Below are 23032 nucleotides of genomic sequence, written 5' to 3' on the forward strand. Positions count from 1 at the left end.
TTTCGTGGATTTGTTTTATAAAAGGTGATACAATGAAAGGTTAAAAATGGTTGCCTTACAACATTAATTTCTTTGCCTGGCAGGCAGGCTGTATATAAATGATACCATTGTTCCAAATGTGGTAAATTTCAGGTTGCTATCGTTCATTCTGCTTAATGGCAGCTTTACGTATGGTTCAATAGCGAAACTCCATCGCTCAGTTATCATCTGTTTAACACCCAAAGAGAAATTTGCTGTGATTGAAGTGGAAAAATCACCACTGTTATGATATGCATTGGTATGGCTTCGCTCTACAATTGTATTTCCGTCAGCCAGGAACCTGTACTGAATATTATCCATTCGCATTTTAATGATTGAAAACCCGCCAGCGTTGTAAAAGTTAGTTTTCTTTTTTGCTGAGAACTGATAATATAACATTACCGGAACTTCTATAAACCTGCAGTAACCGGTTGCATTTTGCAAACTGATAGTGTTGTACGATGGCAGGTTAAGTTTTGCCGAATCAAAGGAAATATTGTTACCAGAAGTAGTAAAATACTTTTTTGCCAGTATTACACCTGACCTGATTTCAAATTTTGGAGAAATTTTATAACCCACTAAAATGCCATAATCATACCCCGGTTTTGACGGTTTATTTAGCTGCACACTGTTTACGTTAACGCCGCTAACTGCTATAAATGAAAAGCGGGAAGTAACAGATTTTTTCTGGACAGGCTTTAAGTTGTTTGCGATATTGGTTGCAGTATCATTTAAAATGTTTGCAACATTAGCCAATTTTACTAAATCAGAGTTTATTACAGTACCTTTTTCAGGAATATTGAACGTCTCTTTTATGAAATTTGATTTGTTCTCAATAGGAATATCCAACCCGGATTTTTTTTCATCACTAATTTCTTTGCTGGCAGTCTTATCGTTTTCATAAACTTCACTTACCTGCTCCTTCAAAGGGGGAGTAAGAGATGTGCTATTCTTTGCCTTCTTTCGTATGTCAACAGGGTTTGTATTGATTGTCGGTGAGGCAGACAATAGTGCTGCGATTTTTCCGACTGGTTCTGTATCTTTTAATACTTTATCAGTATTGTATTTTACAACATTTACATCCTGTGGCTTTATACTTCCGTTTTTTTCATTTTCAGCAGGCACAGTAACCATATGTTTTGTATCTACGGGAGTTTTATCGGAATAATTTTTCTTCGAATCAGAATTGACATCGAATCCCCAATAAGCTGTACCTGCAAGCAGACCAGCAAAAAGAAACCAGAACATAATAAACCTTCTGCGTTTTTTCTTTACAGGCATTTCAATATCTAATTTTTCTTCCAGTTTATTCCAGTCCGGAATGAGGCTCAGGTCGGTGTGCCTTTCAACAGCAAAACGAACCCTGTTATCAAAAAATAAATCATTTTGGTTAAACATATCTTTTATGTTTCATTTTTTTTTCTAATGCTTTTTGTAACCAATGCTTGGCTTTAAAAAGGTTTGACTTGGATGTGCCCTCAGTTATACCAAGGATACCGGCAACTTCCTCATGTGTGTAGCCATCAATCACAAATAAGTTAAAAACCATCTTATATGCAGGTGGTAACTCCATAACGGTCTCTAATATTTCATTGTAACTCATCGCATCCAGTACAGATTCAGAATCGTCGCTTATTTCTGCCATCAGCAACACATTTGCATCACTAAATTCAATTTTAGGATGAAATTTATTCAGGTAATTGATGCAATTGTTGATTAGCACTTTTTTAAACCAGCCTTTAAAAGCGGCTTCGCTGTATCCATAAATATCTTCATTGTACAGGTGAAGGTTTTTAAATGCTTTTACAAATCCATCGCATACGAGGTCCTGCACTTCAATTTTACTTGAAGCGTACCTGTAGCAAACATTGGCTGCAAACTCTTTCAGCCAGTCAAAGAACAGTCTTTCATGTGAACGACTGTTTTTGCGGCATCCGTCGAGCAAATGTTTCAGTTCCTCGTTACAATATGACAACTATTAATATTTTCGTTTTAAAGCGGCTTTGTAAATGGTACAAGTAATTAAAATAAAAGGTTGCCTGTAAATAACAGATTGTTTTACATCTTCATTCCATCCATCGGGTTGGCCCCCTTTTTAAATATAAATTCGCTTTGCAGTAAGTAGGCTCCCCTTATTACAATCACATCACCAACTGCTAAACCTGATTTTATTTCAATCCGGTTGTCGCTTTCCAATCCTGTCTGTACCATTATATTTTTAAATGTGTTCTGGCTGGTTTGAATCCAGACAGTTGCCCCTTTGCCATCTCTTAATACAGCATCAACTGGCAAAGTGAGTGATTGCCGCTGAGGACTTTTTAATAACACATAAGCAGGCATACCGGGCTTTAGCTGATTGAGTGGATTTGGAATAGACACACGGATAAGATTGATTCTTGTATCAGGATTGATTTCAGGGTTTACAAATTCAATTCTTCCTTTTATTTCTTTGTTGTCAAAATCAGGAAGCCGCACGGTAGCGATACTGTTGCTGTTTAGTTCAGCCAGTTGCGAAGTATAAACCTGTGCTTCTGCCCACAATGAGGAAAGGTCAGCCAGCTTTACGATTGTGCCGCCTTCCATTACATAATCTCCTTCACGAATATCAAGCTGCGTAATATAGCCATTAGCTGTGCTGTAAAATGTTGTTGTGGGTGTAGCCTTCTTTGTATTAGTCAGTTCATTTACCTGTGCCTCACTTAATCCCCAAAGCAACAACTTGTTTTTTGCACTCTGAATCAACTGGTCAAAGTCAATAACAGATTCAGATGTAAAAGCCTTTTTTTTATCTAAAGCCAGAATAAATTCCTGTTTGGCATTATTCAGTTCCTCACTGTACAAATCATAAAGCGGCGAGCCTTTCTTTATATAATCACCAAGGTTTTTGTAATACAGTTTTTCAACCCTGCCCATCACTCTTGAACTCACGGACGATGCTTTCATCTGGTCAAAATTCAAAGTTGCGGTTAATACCAACTGGTCACCGATTGTCCCATTGCGGATTGTATCGGTTTGAATATTGCCCAACTGAATTTGCTGCTCACTCAACTGCAATTCATCTTTACTCTCACCATTCTTTTTCTTTACAGGTGTTAAGTTCATTTTACAAATGGGGCATTTACCCGGTTTATATTCTACTACTTGTGGGTCCATTGAGCAGGTGTAATAAGTATCCGGGTCTTTAGGAATTTCCTTTTTGTTTTTGCAGGATACGAAAACAAATAAAAACATTGATACAATTATGATATATCGCATAATTAGTTTTTTACTTTGATGAAACTTTCACTGTCCATTAAATATTGAGCATTTGCCGCTATTGAATCTGTTGTTGACAATCCACTTAATATCTGTATATGCTTTTCATGAATAATACCCGTGTTAACTTTCACCGCTTTAAATCCACCATCGGCTTTTTGAAACACAATTTTTTCCATTCCCAACGAAAGAACTGATTCTTTAGGCAGCCAAAATGCTTCTTTTGAATTTCCGACGATGGTTGCTTTTACCTGGCTACCGATTGGTATCTTCAAAACACTGTTATTGAAATACACTCTTGCGGTGAGTGTTTTACTTTCTTTGCGATAGAATGGCTCAATAAAATCAATGGCTGCCGTAAAATATTTGTTTGGAGCAGTTTCCGGTACAACTCTTACTGTATTGCCAGCTTTTATTAAAGATTGATTATCTCCATAAATATTAAGGATGGCCCATGCCTTGTTGGGATTGAAAACTGTAAAAACAGATTGGCCTTTCTGTACATACATTCCTTCCTTTAATGAAAGTTCTTCGGTGATTAAAGAAATATCGGTCATATTACGGGGTTCGGTATTCATGCCGCCGCCGTTGGATGCTTCATGAATATGGCCGCTGTAATTGCTATACACGGAAATAGTTAATGAAGGCTTGCCTGATTTCATAACTTGCTTCAACTGCTCAATACTCATACCTAAAAGCAACAGCTTTTCTTTTGCAGCTTCTATAAAAGAAGTGTTTCCTGAATCATTTTTTAAAAGGAATAAAAGATTTTGCTGTGCAGTAAGCAATTCAGGACTGTAAATGTCCAGTATCTTTTGCCCTTTAGTTATCTTCTGATACCGATAACGTACATACAATTTCTCAATTCTGCCGGCTACTCTTGCGGAAATACTTCCCACCTGTCTTGTATCATAAGCGATATTTCCTAACGCTTCAATCTCTATTTGTTCACCTCTCTGCACAATGGTAGTAACGGGAATAGATGATACAACAAATTCATTGGTTGGTTTCAGCAATGACTCCAATTCTATATCAGCCACTTTCTTACTATCTGTTTCTTTTTTCACTAAGTCCATTCCGCAGATGGGACAAGTGCCGGGTTTATCTTTAATAATTTCAGGATGCATCGGACAAGTGTATTCCACTTTGTCTTGCTGATGGTTGCTCATTTCCATTTTTACCAAATCCATTCCACATTTCGGGCATTTACCCGGCTTTTCACTGAATACAGAGTCTTCAGGCATCGGGCAGGTGTACATATCCTTTGCAACTTCCGGCTGATGCCCTGAATGTGAGTCTTTGTTGTTGTTACAGGAGTATGCAGCAAAAAACAGAACAACTAAAAGCAAAAAGTTTATTTTTTTCATTTTTTTTCAATTATTCTTTCAATAGTTGCCTGGAGCCTCAATGCCTGGTTAATCAACTCAACATACTCCAGTTGTTTCATGTTTAACCTTTCCCAGGCATCATAAAGCATAAATAGTTCCTCTGTGTTTTGCTCATACCCCAATTGCATGGTTCTATAATTATTCCGCAAAGCAGGAATAATATTTTCTTCATAGAGTTTCAATTGCTTTTTCTTTAGCTCTAATTCATTCCGCATACCGTAAGCCATGCCGCTGAATTCATTTACCATCATTTCTTTTTGTGATTGTATGGCATAGGTTTTCCATTTCAGGCTTTCAATATTTGCTTTGTTCATTTTTGATGACCATTTTGCCATCGGAATTCTTACCATTCCCATAACAGTGTATTGCAGAGGCTGCCCGCCAAAACCAAACATATTATCATAGCGGATACCAAATTGCGGTTTTAGTGCTGCCTTTTCTGTCTCTTGTTTGAGCAGATTGAGATTGATTTCTTTGTCTAATGATTTCAGGTCGCTGCGATTAGTGTAAAATAATGTGCTGTCAAAAACAAGCCCTGAATAATCACTTAAAGCATAAGTTGTATCAATGTCAAAATACATCATAGCATTTCTGCCCATGAGAGCATTGATGCGTATTCTTTTTTCTTTTATATCGTTCTCAAACATCAGTTGCATATTTTTTACATCCCCCAATGCAGCTTTGGCTTTGTAATAGGCACTGATTTTCTCTAAGCCGTTTTTATAACGTATCTCCGCATTTTTAATCATGAAGTCCAGAATCTTTTCATTCTCATTGAGTATCACCAGTTTCTTTTTTAGAATAATCCATTCGTAATAAAACTGTTTGGCATCATTGATTAATTCGTTTAGTGTTGCATTCTTTTTTTCCTTTTCCACTGATGACATGGCTTTCATATAATTTTCATCAGCATCCAGCTTTTTCCTGTTCGGAAACATTTGCTCACCCGATACCATTACCGAACCCATGCCGGGAGTACTGCCATCTTTGCTCCAAAGCCGTACATTATATGGTGTCATGAACTGACCAATGCCAACCTGCGGCGGCATCCAGCTTCTTGCACCTTTGGCTGCTTCATCCATTGAGCGGATTTCGTTATTATACATCTTCACCATCGGGTGTGATGATTTGATACTGTCAATAACAGCATCCAGCTTTAAGGTTTGCGAATGGCTGCTGCCAGCAAACACCGATGCAAACAATACGAGGAGTAGTTTATTCTTTAACATCTATTAATTCAATTTTGCCTTTACGTTTTAATTCTCTTTCCTTTATCATTTCAAATATTACGGGTGTAATCAGTAATACATAAATGGTTGAAGTAATGGTTCCGCCAATCAATGGAATTGTAATTGGCCGCATAATGTCGCTGCCTACACCGGTTGCCCAAAGAATGGGTATCAAACCAAAAAGCCCGACAGAAACTGTCATCAGTTTTGGCCGCAATCTTTTAGCGGAACCTTCAATTACAAATTCCCTTATGATTGCCGGTGTAAGTGTTGCTTTAGAATTACCATACTTTGCAACCATGTTCTGCATGGCTTCATTCAGATAAATAGTCATCAGCATCGCTGTTTCTATTGCCATTCCAAACAATGCAATAAACCCAACCGCAACTGCAACAGATAAATTGATTCCATAGAAATAAACCATGAATACCCCACCTATCAAGGCAAAGGGAACCGTTAACATGGTTACAAATGCTTCTTTGAAAGAATGGTAGGTAAAGTATAATACCATAAAGATGATGACAAGTACTATCGGAAGTATCATCTTTAATGTCTGGTTTGCTCTTATCTGATTTTCCCATTGGCCGCTCCATTCCAGGAAATAACCTTTAGGAAGTTTAGTTATCATCTGGTTCAGTTTCTGCTGTGCTTCTTTTACTGTACTTCCCAAATCTCTTTCTCTTACATTAAACAAAACCGTACCTCTCAGCATTGCATTTTCTGAATTTATCATTGGTGGGCCATCACTTAGTTTTATATCTGCCACTGCTTCTAAAGGAACAGGGCCGAAATTCATCGTCTGCACCTGTAGCCGTTTTAATGATGCAAGATTATTACGGAAATCCTGACCGTATCTTGCATTTACGGAAAATCGCTGACGGCCTTCAATCGTTGTGGTCAATTTCATTCCACCCAATGCACTTTCAATAACTGTATTCACATCATCCACACTCAAACCATATCTTCCGATTTCTTCCCGTTTAATTGCAATGTCCACATACTTGCCACCAGTAATTGGTTCCACATACAAATCTTTTACTCCGTCAATACCATCTAATTGCTTTTTGATGGTTTGGGCAAATGCATAAATGCTGTCTAAGTTTTGACCATATACTTTTAACCCTACATCGGTACGGATACCTGTTGAGAGCATGTTGATGCGATTGATGATTGGTTGTGTCCAGCCATTGGTGACGCCGGGTATCTGCAATTTTGAATTGAGCTCATTAATGATACCGTCTTTAGTCATGCCATCCCGCCATTCACTTTTTGGTTTTAGCAAAATGATGGTTTCAATCATACTGATGGGTGAGTTATCTGTTGCAGTATTGGCTCTGCCAGCCTTTCCTAATACATGCGATACTTCAGGTACATTGCGGATGATTTTATCCTGCACCTGTAATAACCGTTTTGCTTCGGAGTTGGAAACATCAGGTAATGTAACCGGCATGAATAACAATGAGCCTTCATCTAATGGCGGCATAAACTCAGAACCTAAACGGGTCATCATAATTATGCCAACAGTCAGTGCAACAATGTTGATACCGATTGTAGTCTTACGCCACTTCAAACACCATTTCAATATCGGTGTGTAAATTCTTTCCAGTGTTCTTGTAATGGGGTTAGCACTCTCAGGCTTCAACCTTCCTTTCAACAAAAAAGAAATTAATACAGGTGTTAAAGTAATCGCCAGGAAAGCATCTATCAGCAGGATAAATGTTTTTGTCCAGGCTAAGGGGCTGAACAGTTTTCCTTCCATGCCAGTTAATAAAAACACCGGCAAAAATGAAGTAACAACAATGATGGTTGAATAGAATACACCAGGGCCTACCTGTTTGGAAGACTTTTCAATGATGTCCATCCTTTCTTCAGGTGTTAACGGGTCTTTATTTCGTTTGGACCATTTTGCCATGTTTATTTTTTATTAGATGACTTTAATTTTTCTGTTTGTGCTTCGCTAATATGCCGGTATGCATTTTCCACCATTACAATGCCATCGTCCACCACCACACCAATAGCCAGTGCAATGCCTGTTAATGACATGATGTTGGAAGAGATACCAAATAGTTCAAGAAAAATAAAACCAGCAGCAACAGAAATGGGTAATTGAATAAGAATGATTACAGCACTGCGCCAGTGGAATAAAAAGATGAGAACGATAAGTGATACAGCAATCATTTCTTCTATCAATGTGCCTTTAACTGATTGAACCGCTTCTTGTATCAATGTACTCCTGTCGTAAGATGTTTTAAAGGTTACTCCTTCAGGCAACCCTTTTTCCACTTCCTTCATCTTCGCTTTAACGGCTTCAATTACCTTGTTGGCATTTTCTCCATACCGCATTACTACAATGCCGCCAACCACTTCACCCTTTCCATCCATATCAAAAATGCCGAGACGCAAATCGCCGCCCATTTGTACGCTACCTATATCTTTTACCCTGACAGGGATACCGTTGTAATTGTTTAAAGCAATGTTCTCCACATCTTCCTTGTTTTTAATATAGCCTAACCCCCGGATGATATAAGCCATATCTGCCATTTCAAATTTCCTGCCTCCAACATCATTGTTATTAGCCTTTACTTTATTCATTACATCCATCAAAGAGATGTTGTAATACTGCAATTTTACAGGGTCAACCACTAACTGGTATTGTTTTTCAAACCCACCAAATGATGCTACTTCAGCCACACCCGGCACAGTTTGCAATGCAAACTTGATATACCAATCCTGCAGGGCTCTTTGTTCACCTAAGTTCATTTTTGGTGCATCAAGATGATACCAATAGATATGCCCAACTCCTGTTCCATCCGGTCCCAATGACGGTGTTACTCCCTGTGGTAATAAACGCTGAGCAAAATTCAACCGCTCCAACACTCTTGTTCTTGCCCAATAGATGTCAACATTATCTTCAAAAATCACATAAACAAAACTCATCCCGAACATGGAAGTGCCACGGATATTTTTGATTTTTGGAATGCCCTGCAGGTTGCTCACCAACGGATATGTTACCTGGTCTTCCATTACCTGCGGACTGCGACCCATCCACTCTGTAAAAACGATAACCTGGTTCTCACTCAAATCAGGAATGGCATCAATGGGATTTTGTTTGACCGAGTAAATGCCATATGCAAACAGGCCGCCTGCCAGCAGCAGAACGATAAGCCTGTTGCGTAAAGCCAGTTCAATTAATTTTTGAACCATAACTTGATTTTAATAGTTTGGAAGCATTGAAACATTAGTTTGCCTTCTCTTTTAAATCCATCCCGCATTTTGGACATTTTCCCAGTTTGTCGCTCTTAACATCTGAATGCATAGGGCAGGTATATATTTTCATCACTTCCATTTTCATTTTCTCTTTAGGAGAAAGTGTCAATGAAGTTCCACATTTTGAACACTTACCGGGCTTATCACTTGTCATATCAGGGTGATTAGGACATGAATATGTTTGAACAGATTTCTCTTCTGCTTTCAAATCCATTCCGCATTTTGGGCACTTGCCTGATTTATCACTTGTCACATCGGGGTGCATGGGGCAGGTATAGGTTTTCATTACCCCCATTTTCATTTTTTCTTTTGGGGAGCTATTCATTTTTTCTCCGCATTTTGGGCATGTGCCGGGTTTATCACTTGTAACATCAGGATGTGCAGGGCATTCATACAAACCCATCACTTCTCTTTTCATCTTTTCTTTTGGCGATAACGTAGTGCCGCATTTGGGGCATTTGCCTGATTTATCCATAATTACATCGGGGTGCATGGGACATACATATGTTACTTCAGCGGTTTCCTTGTTTTTGTTTTTTTGAAGTGTTGAATCCTGTGCAAAAACTGAAACAGTAAGGATGGTTAAGGCTGCCATCATCAGCATTTTAATTTTTCTCATTTTATTTATGATTTTGTGTTACTAATTTTTTCATTTCCTATCTAAGGGTTTGATAAGCTTAATTATTTAATCAGGCTATCTGGCTACTACAACTGCATGGTTCTATAATGGCAGCAATCGGGCAGCTTGTTGTAAACTGAATCATCTGCTTTATACTTTTCAGTATCATTTCCGGCAGTTGCTATGCTTCTTTGGGCTTTATCTCCGGCTTCTTTTTTAAATACACTGTATTTCAAAACAAGTATTTGAGTGTATTCATTCCACACAGCGGACTTTATGCCATCTACTGAGTATGCCGCAGTTTCAATTCGTCTTTTATCCATGCCGCATGTACCGGATACTTTTACTTTTTCTGTTTTAATGCCAATGGTTCTTTCTGTTTTGTCGCTTTGTGCATTGGCAAATGACACTGTAACCAATAAAATAGCTACAGTAAAAAGCATTTTAAACGTTTTCATTTTATTTATTTTAAATGTTAGGAAACCTGTTTTTTCGGCATACATAAATACCGATAGCCCGACAATTAGTTTGCCTGGCACATAATAGAAGGAAAACTTAAATCAGGAAAGTTCTGTTAAGTATGTAAACTGCAACACCATTACTTCGGGGAGGGGCATTGCTTACAGGATAATCTTCTGATATAGAAGTAAAATTGAAAGAGGGACTTTCAATAAAACCAGTGGGCAGGTCTGTTGCAAGTAATTGCAATAGTTGCAGACCCATATCTGCCGCTTTCTGGTCAGTATCGCTTTTTATAAATTTGTGCTCATCCTTGCAACAACCTTTTTCTTTTGCATCACTGGTTTTCATGCCACAGTCGCCACAGGTTTTGGATTCTTTTTGTCTAAAATCCCAATCAGCCAGTTTGCCCATGCAGTAGTGCATATGCACCGTAGCACCAGCGGAAGTGCTGATGTATAAAACTGCTAATATGGCTGCGGCAAACCTTTTCATTTAGTTCAAAGTTATAATAAATTTATTGAGCTTTTTGCATGATTTGTTTTATTTAAGATACAAAAGAATGGAATTAATCCCTATCTATATATGATAAATATCAGCCCGGCACATGAGTTCTGTAAGTTAATCCCTTATTCAATAATCATTTACAGCAATCTTTCTTCCTTACAAAGAGAACTTTGAAGATTTTCCAGAAAAATTGTCCTATTGATTTTTTTACAGTCATTGTAACATAGTTAGCAGCATTGTCCCACTCATGCCAATCATCAATAAATCTTCAATAATGGTGATGGTACTCATGGGTAAATTAAATACAGCACCAAGGCAGGCACATTTTATTTTTCGTTTATTAAAAACGCTTTGTAAAACCCCGACAATGCTTACCGTCATTACTACAAAGGTAATGGTATTGGTAAGGATAGGATTGAAACCGGTTAAGAAGGCTAAGCCTAAAGCCAGTTCAGCAAACGCATAAACATAGCCCCACCCGTTCCACCTTTTTGCTACAATATCATACATACGGTAGCTCACTGCAAATCCTTTCAGGTTAAGTAATTTAAAAAAAGAAAAAACCAAAAAGAACCCAGCCATAAAATGATTCATCCAACGCATCCACACAAAATCTCCCTGCACCCATTCTGCCAAGAATGTAATGCCTATGATATATCCAAAAATCAGCAGTATGGGTTTATAGGTTTGTAGCCAGGTTTTTTTGTCTTCGTCTGTAGTAGGCGATATTTCTGTATGATGGTTGAGATTTGTTTCAGCGAGTTGGTATTTTGGATAATCTTTTAGTGCTTCTTTTAGCTGGGTAGCAGAAATATGTTTATCCATGTCAATACTGGCCTCTCCTTTTGGCAAATCAATAGTTACATTTTTTACTCCTGGTACTTTTGATAAAAGGCTTTGCACTTTAGCCTGGCAACCGGTACAGGTCATGCCAGTTACGGAATATGTATGTGTCATAATTTAATAATTAACAACACAAAGGTCTATTCAATTTATCCGCAAATGTTATAGAATTATGGGAAAGAGTTATACCTATTTGCTTTTCACTTTATCTAAAGGCTTGCGATGAGAAGAACCTAATTTTTTGAAATGGCTCGGTGTAAGTCCGGTAATTTTCTTGAATTGAGAAGATAAATGCGCCACACTGCTATATCCTAACTTGTAAGAAATTTCACTTAGGTTCATTTCGCCATATACGAACAACTCTTTTACCTTCTCGGTTTTTTGCAGGAGAAAGAACTGTTCAATTGTAATGCCTTCCACTTCAGAAAATAAACGAGAAATATAACTATAGTCTTTATTCAACGCTTTTGTTAAATATGTGGTGATGCTGAAATGCTCTTCCAATTCAGCTGACTGAACTTTTTTAATTAATAAGCCTTTAATTTTTTCAATCTGCTTTTGCTTATGGTCATCCAGAATTTGAAAGCCCAATAAATTCAAGCTATCAGTCAATTGCAGTAATTGTTTTACCGTCGGCTCTTTTTGCAACTCAACCTCTCCCAAATTAATCCGTGTAATTTTCAGGTTAAGTTTTTCAAGCTCCTGACTAACGGCCATTACACAGCGATTGCAAACCATGTTCTTTATAAATAAGACCATAAGTGTTTATACGTATAAGAGTGAATTTAATTATTGGTATTTCTACCGGTTGCAATATCGCTATTTTAAGCAAAGCTATGGCCGTATTTTGAAAGGATGTTGAATTTAAGCCCTGATTTTCAGCAATATTACATAACAAAGACCCGGCTTTGCCATAATCGGTATAAAAATTGAGCGTCAAGTATTTATATATACATCCAATTGAGCCATGATGAGAGCAACATTAAATGACAGGGAGTTGGTAGCTGGCATTTTAATCCGGTCTTTTGTTGACAATAAAAGTGTCAATTACATAATTAAACAAGATGAAAAAAGGGAGCAACGTTTAAAACACCTTATGGAATATTCATTTGATATCTGTAATTTATTTGGTGATGTTTTTATTTCAGATGATAGAAAAGCATGTGCTTTGATTGTTATACCAGATAGAAAAAAAGTTACAGTAAAATCAATACTGCTCGACATTAAAATGGCCCTTTCAGTTACAGGGCTTTCAAATATTAAGAAAGCAATCAGCCGTGAATCGGCAATCAAAAAAATACACCCTGCTGGTCCTCTTTATTATTTATGGTTTATAGGTGTTGAGCCATCCCATCAAGGCCATGGCATTGGCAGCAAGTTACTCAATGAAATTATTCAAAAAGGTCTTTCGGAAAACAGAACAATTTGCCTCGAAACTTCTACCCTTAAAAATATTCCCTGGTACGAAAAGCATGGTTTCAAAATATACAGGGAATTGGATTTTGGGTATAAGCTGTACTGTATGAAAAGGCCTTAACTAAAATAAAAGGTTATGCTTTTGCCTGGTACCCAAATGCATATTATAACGTTTCTGTTCATTTGCATAGAAACAGTTATCCTTTTATACCTTGTCATTTATCGGCTTGCCCGGCCAGATGATAAATCAACTATCCTTAATATTGTCCTTATTTTACTACTAATTCTTTACAACGTTACTGGTGGTTTTTTACCCGATTCAAACCTGCCCGGTTCCTATTTTGTACAAACTTCAATCGCATACGCAACAGGCTTTATTACCCCGTGTTATTTTCCATATTACGTACATAAAGCTTTTGCACTTGAAAAAATGCGGTTTCATGCATATAGAGGCGTTGTGTTATTTCTTGTAATTCCATATTTAATATTTGTAACAATATTTTTTGTAACTGGCAAGTTGGAGATTGCAAAAAATCTACTCGTTATTCCCGTGCTATATGCTATCTGGGTAATCAATACAATGATTGGAGCAGTAAAGTTTAAATATCAAAACAATTTTAAAACGAAAGGAGCGAAGGAAGAAGTTGCCGTTCTTTTCCTGAGTCTTACGCCATGGGTGGGACTTCCAGTGATTGACTATTTTAATTTTGGACAGGCAGTTGAAGCAACTACTACCAATACCGGATTTCTTTTATTACTGGCATTACAGTTAAAACAACATATTTCGTTGGTAAAAGCAGAACATCAGCGGCTGATTGATTCTGAGGAACAATTACTGAAATGGAATGAGCAATTACAGGAAGAAGTGAGAAAAAGAACGCAGGAACTGGAAAATTTAACCCGGGAAGAACGACTTGCACAAAATTGTAAATTATACAGCTTTACAACCCGTGAAATTGAAATTGTTATACTTGTTTATAAAGGATATTCGCACAAGCAAATTGCCGAAATGTTGTTTATAGCAGAACGAACGGTTGCAAAGCATGTACAGAATATTTTTGAAAAGGCACAGGTGTCTAATCGCTTAGAACTCAGCAGAAAACTGGATATGGTATGAAATGCGTAGCTGGATAAAATTGTATAAAATAGTCAATTTTACGCAGGGAAATAGTATGTTTTACGTACAGCAAAGGGCTTACTATTTGATAATTATTTGGTATTCGTAATACCAAATTAAACATCATGTCAAAAAGAGAGAATGGCATTGCTTCTGGTGTGGAAGCAACAGAGAAAATGGAGTTGACATCTGCCACAGAAATACTTCACCAATGGAACTTATCACTTGCTGACGGCTTTGCTGATGCCGATAGTAATTCTGATATGCAGGATAATGGCGTTTTTATTGAGCTATTGAATAAGTGGAGTAATATCAATATCGCAGATAATCTACAGCGATTGATTTTAGATGAAATGATTGGCAGGCACCTTGCAAAAGATAAAGAGGAATTTATCCGGATGGTTCAATTAATGCTGACAAAATTATTAGATAAAGTTTCTTTAGTTTATTCTTGTTCTTCAGTTTCTATAAATGATAATCAGCCCGGTTTGTTAACACAGGAGTTGTTAAAGGCACTTCATTTTATACAAGAATATTTTGGAGCTTATTTTGATAAAAATGAAAGAGTACCGGATGTATTAATATCTTTTTACAAAAAAGAAATTAATAGCTTATCTGAAACCCTCCGGCTAAAATTAACTCAATCAGACCTGGTGGAGCCATTACTTGCAGAAACATTGATTAATCATTTCTCTGGGTCGTTTGAAAGTAGTAACATACCGGTTAGTTATCGCCTGCATTTTTATGAAAAGGAATTGCTACGGGAACTTTCAAAAGAAGTAAACCCTGCAAACGATAATATCAGAAAGCTATTGTACTACTATAACTTTAATTCTTCGGCGTTCGTTATATATGAGTTTGACAGGTTGGTTAATTTGCTATCAGCTATTACATCGAAATCCGAAAAAATATTAATGCTTCGTTCCGAATTAAAGAGTATAAATCAATTACCAGTAAGAGTAAATTATTACTTCGATGATAATATGCCTTCGCTGAAAGAACAGTTAAGTACATGGATAACAGAAGAAATAAAATACTGTGAGGCAGGCCATTTTATACATGCAGCTACCTTAGCCGGAGCTGAACCTGAAAATAAAATCAATACAACCTTGTCTGTTGCAAAGTTAGGCTTGCTCATCCGGCTATTGGTGGTTGATAAAATTATTGTTAATAGAACGGTGGCTCCTATGTTAAGAACCGTTGCCAAAACCTTTACCACTTTGCAAAGGGAGGAAATTTCATTTGGCAGTTTAGAAACAAAATATCATGCACCCGACAAAGCAACAATAGGTATGATGAAGGAAATGCTTGCGAAATGGATTCATATTTTGGGAAAGTTGTAACTAACTCTTTCTATGTGGCAAATCCTGAAGCCACATTAATATTTCAAAAGCTCAAGGTGGATACTTTTATCAAGATACTTCCACAGTTCCTGATAATGATGGTATGTAAAACCATCTAATTTCAACAATTGACTTACCGGCCAATTAAGTAGTTGCTCCATACTACTAAAACAAAGACGGTCACACATATCTTGAAATTCCGGTGTTAATTGATGATTTGATAGCGGACTCTTTATAAATAATTCAGTTTTCATTGATAAAACCTTTAAGTAATTGCATACTGCGGTCTTATTAGGCCGCAATTATTATGCCTGATTAAGTCATATTGCCAACTCATTATTTAATATGATTCGGCAAAGCGACAAAGGCAATCTGAAAAAGTTTGGTGCAAATATTAAAAGGCTCCGGGAGATAAAGAATCTAAGTCTCCGGGAATTGTCGTATGCCTGTGATATTGATAACAGCAAGATTTCGAAAATTGAAAAAGGTCAAATTAATATAACATTTACTACAATTTTACAATTAGCAAAAGCATTGGAAATTTCTCCATCTGAATTACTCAGGACCGATTACGATTAATTCCCCATTCATACTTTTTCATCATTAAGGTAGTCCTACCGTACCTATCTCAAATACGCAGTTTTTGGAAATGTTTTTGTACTCCTGTTATTGATACAAATTCATAACTAAAGATTGTCGGTATTATGTTACAATCAATATCATGGAGCCAATACTTCTCCACTCTGTTGTTATCAATAATTGTTTATTACACCTATGTGGCATATAAATATTTTCGCTGGGAAATTCTTTCCCTGATAGGTATAAAAAAAATAGATGAAAAAGGAACACCCATTCCGGTAGCTGAAATAAAAAAACAGTTTACAGCAAGTAATCATGCAGATTTTTTACCAAAAGAACCGCTTGTTGATGTAAATGGCAAACTACAACCATTTTGGGATGAAATGAATGCTTACCTGGCTGAAGTAAAGCCACAAGCTCCTAAAGAGGAAGTTTGTTTTGCAATTAAGAAAATATTAGAAAAGTATCCAGAGTTAAACAGCACAGAATATAAAACTGAAGTAGAAGCCACAATATGCGGATTACTTAATCAATATTTTTCAGAAAAATTTACAGTAGCAGACATGCAAAATATCTGGCACTGAAAAGTAATGCTTCATTATCGGCGTGCAGGAAAATCAAGTGCGGTGGGTTAGTATAATGAAGCATTCTTTTTTATTATTAAATTCTCAAAATTAATGTGTGTATGAAAAAAATGATTGAAAGAAAAAATGTTGTTTACGGTACAGTCTGTTTTTTATTACTGCTACTTACTGTTTCAGCTATTGCACAGGATGGTAACGCAGGTATAAATGAAGCCAACACCAAAGTACGAAGCTATTTTGCCGCTGGGGTAAACCTTATGTATGCCGTTGGAGCCATTGTGGGATTGATAGGTGCCGTAAAAGTGTACCAGAAATGGAATAGCGGCGACCATGACACAGGTAAAGTAGCAGCCGCATGGTTTGGGAGTTGTGTATTCCTGGTGATAGTGGCCACAGTTATCCGCTCATTCTTTGGTGTATAAAAAACCTGGCGTATGAAAGAAATCTTAATTGGCAAATTACTGGAGTATATCAGGGATAATAATCCTGATATACTTTTTGATTTAGAAGCTAAAGATAAACTCCGTGTTTGGCTGTATGACAAGGTAAGTACCGCCGGGCCATTAATAAAGCAGTTAAAGAATAGCAGCCGGCCTGAATATATTATTGTGGAAACTTGCCTACAGGAAATTACAAAAGAATTACGTCCATCGAGATACAACTACATACTGAATATCCTGGAAACGGAATTTGAAAATGACTATAAGCTACTTCTTCAATCGGGATTGCTTCAGCATGAGGTTGTCAATATGATTAGCTTTTGTAATTCCACTTTTGATGACTTGGTGTTTGCCGAAGAAAATGTGGACAATCAGTTTATCCGCTATGCCATAACCGGCGCAGTAAGTGAATACCTGGAAAGTAATCGTGTGAATGAATCTGTGAGCAATGAGTTACAACAGTCAGCAAAAACTTAAAGACAATATTGAAGCTATTCGTATTGCGTTGAACTGGTCGGAAGAAAATAAATTGTCTTTTGACCAGCTTTCTGCTTTGAAGAAATATTCCGGCTTCGGTGGATTAAAAGCAATTCTGTTTCAAAAGGCATCCAAAGAAGAATGGAAGAAGCAAAATGCTTCTAAAGAAGATTTAAAACTATATCCGCAAATAATTGAACTGCATGAACTATTGCAGCAAAAACTTGGTGAGAAAGAATATAAAGATGCAATTGATTCTATCCGTAACAGTATTCTCACTGCTTTTTACACTCCTGAAATAATTCCGCAAACAGTTTTCAGTGTTTTAAAAGCGAAAGGTATTGAACCTACTGCGATGTATGAACCAAGCAGTGGTGCCGGTGTATTTGTAACAGAAGCTGAGGCTGCATTTCCATCATTGCAAAAAGTCAATGCTGTTGAGAAAGATTTTCTTACTGGTAAAGTATTAACCGCATTAAGTAGTTCGTTATCTATTCCTGCTTCCGTTCAAATAAAAGGTTTTGAAATTACTCCGGCTTCTGAAAATGGAAAATATGATTTAATCGTCAGCAATATTCCCTTTGGTAATTTTAAAGTGTATGATGAAAGCATACAGGAAAAAGGCTTAACGGATAAAATCCACAATTACTTTTTTGCAAAAGGACTTGATAAGCTGAAAGACGGTGGTGTAATGGCTTACATCACTACCGATGCCTTCCTCAACAGCCCCTCTAACCAAATCGCCAGGGAATATCTTTTTACCCGTTCGGATTTTATTAGCCTGAATGTAATGCCGGATAACCTGATGAAAGATACAGGCAATACCGAGGCTCCAAGTCATTTGCTGATTGTTCAAAAGAATCTAGCTAAACAATCTCTTTCAGAAGAAGAAAAACAGTTAATTAAAACTGTTGAACAGCAAAACGAATTTGGTAACTATTACCACAATCATTACATCGTTCTTCATCCTGAACTTATTTTAGGCAATCAGATAAAACCCGGCAGAGACCAATATGGTAAAGCACATGAAACTATCTGGCAAACCGGCGACATTAATTTGATTGCTCCAACTTTAAGCAGAACTATCAACGAAGGGTTTGATAAAAGATTTAATTATGAAAATTTAAATCAGGCAATTAAACAATTTGAAAAGCCAAAAGGCAAACATCTTACTTACACTGAGATGCCAGAAAATAAGCCCGACAATTCTTCAGTACAGTTGGGTTTGTTTGATACCGGTTCAGCAACTATTGTAAACCGTGCTGCGGCTTATATCAATCCGTTGGATGCAACAGTAATTGATAAAAAGACAGCGAGAATTTTAAATATCATCCGAACGAAAGACAAACCGGAACATGAATTGATTGTTTTAATGACGGCTAAATCAACGGCCTTCAAACAATATGTCTATAAACTTTATTCCAATGCCGAAGAACTACAGTTCTCTGCTAACTGGATGAATGCGGCTTTACTGCAACATGAGTTAGCTGGCATAACAAATATGCTGAAAAAATACGACCAGCAATTTTACAATGACGGCGAGGCCGTGTTTCATGTTTCGCTGGGTGATGATGATAAACTGGAAACACTAAAGAACTTTAATCCACTCCACAAAGAAGGAACATTGATTGTACATAATAACCGTGTTGGCTTTGTTTCCTACATGGCATCAGATGATGATAAGCCTGTCTTTATTTCAAGCCTGCATGATAAAAAAGACCTGGGCTTTTACCAACAGTACACTGCGGTAAGGGATATGTATTTTGAGTTGTTTGAAAAAGAAACAACACAACAAACGGAGCATAATGATTTACGAAAAGAACTGAATGAAGCTTATGAGTCATTAACGAAAGGTTATGGCTTGCTGAACTCATCTATTAACAGGCAAAGGATTTTAAAAGATGAAGCCTTTGGATTAACCATGCTTTCATCATTAGAAAGAAAGGAAGGTGAACAATTTGTAAAGGCGGATATACTTACACAGTCCTTAGTACCAAAGCAGGAAGTATTTACAACGGACAATCCTTTAGAAGCATTAGCAAAAAGCCTGAATGATAAAGGCAAAGTGGATATTGAATTTATTGCAGCCGCCACCGATAGCACAGAGGCGGAAACAATTGAAGCGTTGGGCAATCATATCTATCTTAATCCATCAACATTGCAGTGGGGCACTGCAGACCAGTTGCTAAGCGGCAATGTGGTATTCAAATTAAAAGCAGCTACGGAAGTAGTTGAGAAAAATCCTGATAATATTCAACTACTTAAATGCCTTCATGCTTTACAAAAAATACAGCCAGAGAAAATACCTTTTGAATTACTCGATTTTAATTTGGGAGAAAGATGGATACCTCTTGACTACTACAACCGGTTTGCTTCACATCTTTTTGAACTCAATACCGAAGTAAATTATTTTCCGTCTTTAGATACCTTCAAAGTAAAGGCAAGGCTTACCAATGCAAAAATAAACCAGGAATATGCTGTAACACCCAAGAGTGGAAAAACAACTTATGGAGATTCGCTATTGGAGTATGCTTTGGAAAATACAACTCCCTTTTACACTTATGAAATTGGAACTGGTGATAAAGCTATAAGAGTGCCTGATAGCGAAGCCATACAATTGGCTCATCAGAAAATTGAATCCATCCGCAACGGTTTTATTGACTGGCTGAAAGAATTACCGGATGTTGATAAGAAAGAATTAGAGACACTTTACAACGATACTTTCAATTGTTATGTGCTAAGAGAATATGATGGCAGCCATTTGCAGTTTCCGGGTTTGGATAGAAAAAGGTTAGCTATTGATGATTTGTATAGCTCTCAAAAAAACTCAGTCTGGCGCATTGTACAAAACCGTGGTGCATTGATAGACCATGAAGTAGGTCTGGGCAAAACATTAACGATGGTGGTAGCTGCTAATGAAATGAAGCGGCTGCATATTGTCAAAAAACCAATGATACTGGCATTAAAAGCCAATGTGCGGCAAATTGCAGAAACTTACCGAAAAGCTTACCCCAATGCAAGGATACTGTCACCGGATGAAAATGATTTTACACCGGCTAAACGGATGCGGTTGTTTAATGAAATTAAGAATAACAACTGGGATTGCATTATTCTTACGCATGACCAGTTTGGCAAAATTCCCCAAAGCCCTGAAATACAAAAGCAAATATTTGAAGCAGAGCTTGACAATGTAGAAAGGGATTTGCATACCATAAAAGAAATGGGGGGTGAAATTAGCAGGCGAATGTTAAAAGGTCTGGAAATACGCAAAACAAATCTTGGGGTTAAACTTCAGGAACTGAAAAAAAGTATTGAAGAAAAGAAAGACGCAGGTATTAACTTCCGGGAATTGGGTATTGACCATTTGTTTGTAGATGAAGCCCACAAGTATAAAAATCTTACCTACACTACACGACATGATAGAGTTGCTGGCCTGGGAAATAAAGAAGGAAGCCAGAAAGCATTGAATATGCTGTTTGCCGTTAGGGAACTGCAAACAAGATTTAACAGTGACTTGTGTGTTACTTTTTTATCAGGCACACCAATCAGTAACAGCCTTACAGAAATGTACCTGTTGTTTAAATACCTGCGGCCAAAAGAAATGGAACGGCAGCGCATTGAAAACTTTGATGCCTGGGCTGCTGTGTTTGCAAAGAAAACGACTGATTTTGAATTTTCAGTTACCAATGAAATTATTGCGAAGGAACGATTCAGGCATTTTATAAAAGTGCCCGAACTGGCATTGTTCTATAATGAGATTACTGATTATAAAACGGCCAAGCATATTAATTTGGATAAACCTGAAATTGATGAACAGTTAATCAATATTCCGCCAACACCGGAGCAGCAGGAATTTACAAAGCTATTGATGCAGTTTGCCAAAACAGGAGATGGAGAATTAATCGGCAGGCCAAGATTAACGGATGAAGAAGATAAAGGTCGAATGTTGATTGCAACGAACTATGCCAAAAAGATGGCGGCCGATATGCGGCTGATTGACTCAGGTAAGTACAGCGACCATCCAAATAATAAAGTAAATGTATGTGCCAGAAAAGTAGCTGAGATATATGAGCAAAGTAAAGAACACAAAGGCACTCAAATCATCTTCTGCGATATTGGTACACCAAAACTTAATGAGTTTAATATCTATGATGCCCTGAAAGAAAAACTTATTACTGATTTTAAAGTCTATGCTAATCATATCACTTTCATTCATGATTGGACGGATAAGCAAAAGCCGGAACTGTTCCGCAAAATGAATAATGGTGAAATCCGCATTTTGCTGGGCAGTACTGAAAAAGCAGGAACCGGATTAAATGTACAGGCAAAAGTAGTTGCCATGCATCATTTGGATATTCCCTGGAAACCTTCTGAACTTGAACAACGGGATGGCCGTGGCGCAAGGCAGGGAAATATTGTTGCAAAGGAATTTTATAACAACAAGGTGAAGAATTTTATCTATGCTGTTGAGCAATCATTAGATAACTACAAATTCAATCTGCTTAAGAATAAGCAAACTTTTATCAGCCAGATGAAAAATTGCGAACTGAACGTAAGAACCATTGATGAAGGAAGCATTGACGAAAAAAGCGGAATGAATTTCTCTGAGTATATCGCTATTCTTTCCGGTGATACAACGTTGCTGGAGAAATCGAAAATGGAAAAGAAGATAGCGGTTTTAGAAAGTTTACGCAATGCCCACCATAAAGAAATATTCCGGTCAAGGTTTAAATTAGAAAACCTGCAGGAAGAAAAAGGTAAAACACTGCAAACTTTAGACAAGTTGAGTATAGATGAAAAGCAATACAAAAGTCAGTTACAGTATGACAAAGAAGGAATAAAGATTAATCCTGTTCACCTTGAAGGTCTAAATAGTGCAGATGCAGAAACTATCGGCAACCATTTAATCCGTCTCTACACGACCTGGAAACCTGATATTAGTGACGATGATAATAAAAGGATTGGAGAACTGTATGGCTTTGATTTATTTATCCGCAGGCAAAAAGAAACTTATGAGGACAAAGGGTTGTTTGAATACAAATACAGCAATGTGTTTTATGCCGAGAGTAAACAAACCGGTATAAAATATTCATGGAACCAGGGGCATATTAATATTGATAATCCAAAGCTGGCTGCCCGGTATTTTTTAAATGCTATTGACCGGGTGGAAAGCTTGAAAGAAAAATATCAAAAAGAACTCAACGAACTCAATCAAAATATTCCCATGCTCGAAAAAATAGTAGCAAAGCCTTTTAATAAAGAAGATGAATTGGGGCAATTGAAGAAAGATGTATCGAAATTGGAAAGGGAGATTACGCTGAAGATACAGGCAAACCAGATTAAGCAGCATGAGGCCGTTGAAGCAGCAGTTGAAACTCCGGTAGTAAAGTTGGAAATTAAAACACAAAAAGATGAAAAATCCTTATTAGCAAAGAGAAAGGTTAGCGAAGGAAAAACAAAGGGCATTAGAATTTAGTTGCTGCATTATCTC

General features: G+C 37.2%; 20 protein-coding genes. 8 read left to right on the forward strand and 12 right to left on the reverse strand.

Going from position 1 to position 23032, the window contains the following annotated elements; genetic code table 11:
• Positions 1-63: 63 nt before the first annotated feature.
• The 12 genes from PDL71_RS07270 to PDL71_RS07325 all read right to left on the reverse strand — a co-directional run bounded on the left by PDL71_RS07270 (position 64) and on the right by PDL71_RS07325 (position 12302).
• Complete coding sequence (locus tag PDL71_RS07270) at positions 64-1299, reverse strand: hypothetical protein (protein WP_407527399.1); 1236 nt, start codon at positions 1297-1299, stop codon at positions 64-66.
• Between the two features lie 109 nt (positions 1300-1408).
• Entirely contained in the window at positions 1409-1993 is a 585-nt protein-coding gene (locus tag PDL71_RS07275) for an RNA polymerase sigma factor (protein ID WP_407527401.1), read from the reverse strand.
• 83 nt (positions 1994-2076) lie between these two features.
• On the reverse strand, positions 2077-3273 hold the full coding sequence (locus tag PDL71_RS07280) for an efflux RND transporter periplasmic adaptor subunit (RefSeq protein WP_407527404.1): 1197 nt from the start codon (positions 3271-3273) through the stop codon (positions 2077-2079).
• 2 nt (positions 3274-3275) lie between these two features.
• Positions 3276-4622 (reverse strand): efflux RND transporter periplasmic adaptor subunit, encoded by a 1347-nt coding sequence (locus tag PDL71_RS07285; protein WP_407527407.1) that lies wholly within the window; start codon positions 4620-4622, stop codon positions 3276-3278.
• 14 nt (positions 4623-4636) lie between these two features.
• Entirely contained in the window at positions 4637-5890 is a 1254-nt protein-coding gene (locus PDL71_RS07290) for a TolC family protein (RefSeq protein ID WP_407527409.1), read from the reverse strand.
• Positions 5877-7802, reverse strand: a complete 1926-nt coding sequence (locus PDL71_RS07295; protein WP_407527412.1) for an efflux RND transporter permease subunit — start codon at positions 7800-7802, stop codon at positions 5877-5879. The genes PDL71_RS07290 and PDL71_RS07295 overlap by 14 nt, the downstream gene beginning before the upstream one ends.
• A 2-nt stretch (positions 7803-7804) precedes the next feature.
• Positions 7805-9094: an efflux RND transporter permease subunit gene (locus PDL71_RS07300; RefSeq protein ID WP_407527415.1), complete on the reverse strand. Its 1290-nt coding sequence runs from the start codon at positions 9092-9094 to the stop codon at positions 7805-7807.
• Positions 9095-9128: 34 nt separating this feature from the next.
• On the reverse strand, positions 9129-9776 hold the full coding sequence (locus tag PDL71_RS07305) for a heavy metal-binding domain-containing protein (protein WP_407527417.1): 648 nt from the start codon (positions 9774-9776) through the stop codon (positions 9129-9131).
• Positions 9777-9862: 86 nt separating this feature from the next.
• Positions 9863-10234: a hypothetical protein gene (locus tag PDL71_RS07310; RefSeq protein ID WP_407527419.1), complete on the reverse strand. Its 372-nt coding sequence runs from the start codon at positions 10232-10234 to the stop codon at positions 9863-9865.
• A 97-nt stretch (positions 10235-10331) separates the two neighbouring features.
• Positions 10332-10730 carry an HYC_CC_PP family protein gene (locus tag PDL71_RS07315; RefSeq protein WP_407527422.1) on the reverse strand — a complete coding sequence of 133 codons (399 nt, stop codon included), beginning with the start codon at positions 10728-10730 and terminating at the stop codon, positions 10332-10334.
• 225 nt (positions 10731-10955) lie between these two features.
• A complete protein-coding gene (locus tag PDL71_RS07320; RefSeq protein ID WP_407527424.1) occupies positions 10956-11699 on the reverse strand; it encodes a heavy-metal-associated domain-containing protein in 744 nt (247 codons plus the stop codon).
• 75 nt (positions 11700-11774) lie between these two features.
• Positions 11775-12302 carry a helix-turn-helix domain-containing protein gene (locus PDL71_RS07325; protein ID WP_407527426.1) on the reverse strand — a complete coding sequence of 176 codons (528 nt, stop codon included), beginning with the start codon at positions 12300-12302 and terminating at the stop codon, positions 11775-11777.
• 253 nt (positions 12303-12555) lie between these two features.
• Here PDL71_RS07325 and PDL71_RS07330 point away from each other — a divergent pair, with 253 nt between their 5' ends.
• From PDL71_RS07330 to PDL71_RS07365, 8 genes are all read left to right on the forward strand, one after another.
• On the forward strand, positions 12556-13122 hold the full coding sequence (locus PDL71_RS07330; protein ID WP_407527428.1) for a GNAT family N-acetyltransferase: 567 nt from the start codon (positions 12556-12558) through the stop codon (positions 13120-13122).
• Between the two features lie 459 nt (positions 13123-13581).
• Positions 13582-14118, forward strand: a complete 537-nt coding sequence (locus PDL71_RS07335; protein ID WP_407527431.1) for a response regulator transcription factor — start codon at positions 13582-13584, stop codon at positions 14116-14118.
• Between the two features lie 125 nt (positions 14119-14243).
• Positions 14244-15461, forward strand: a complete 1218-nt coding sequence (locus tag PDL71_RS07340; RefSeq protein ID WP_407527434.1) for a hypothetical protein — start codon at positions 14244-14246, stop codon at positions 15459-15461.
• A 345-nt stretch (positions 15462-15806) separates the two neighbouring features.
• On the forward strand, positions 15807-16040 hold the full coding sequence (locus PDL71_RS07345; protein WP_407527437.1) for a helix-turn-helix domain-containing protein: 234 nt from the start codon (positions 15807-15809) through the stop codon (positions 16038-16040).
• 197 nt (positions 16041-16237) lie between these two features.
• Positions 16238-16624 carry a hypothetical protein gene (locus tag PDL71_RS07350; RefSeq protein ID WP_407527440.1) on the forward strand — a complete coding sequence of 129 codons (387 nt, stop codon included), beginning with the start codon at positions 16238-16240 and terminating at the stop codon, positions 16622-16624.
• A gap of 110 nt (positions 16625-16734) precedes the next feature.
• Complete coding sequence (locus PDL71_RS07355; RefSeq protein ID WP_407528395.1) at positions 16735-17046, forward strand: DUF4134 domain-containing protein; 312 nt, start codon at positions 16735-16737, stop codon at positions 17044-17046.
• Positions 17047-17058: 12 nt separating this feature from the next.
• A complete protein-coding gene (locus PDL71_RS07360; protein WP_407527443.1) occupies positions 17059-17541 on the forward strand; it encodes a hypothetical protein in 483 nt (160 codons plus the stop codon).
• Positions 17513-23017 carry a helicase-related protein gene (locus tag PDL71_RS07365; protein WP_407527445.1) on the forward strand — a complete coding sequence of 1835 codons (5505 nt, stop codon included), beginning with the start codon at positions 17513-17515 and terminating at the stop codon, positions 23015-23017. The genes PDL71_RS07360 and PDL71_RS07365 overlap by 29 nt, the downstream gene beginning before the upstream one ends.
• Positions 23018-23032: the final 15 nt, after the last annotated feature.

Origin of the sequence: Lacibacter sp. MH-610, assembly GCF_045780045.1 — a bacterium.
Taxonomy (GTDB): Bacteria; Bacteroidota; Bacteroidia; order Chitinophagales; family Chitinophagaceae; genus Lacibacter.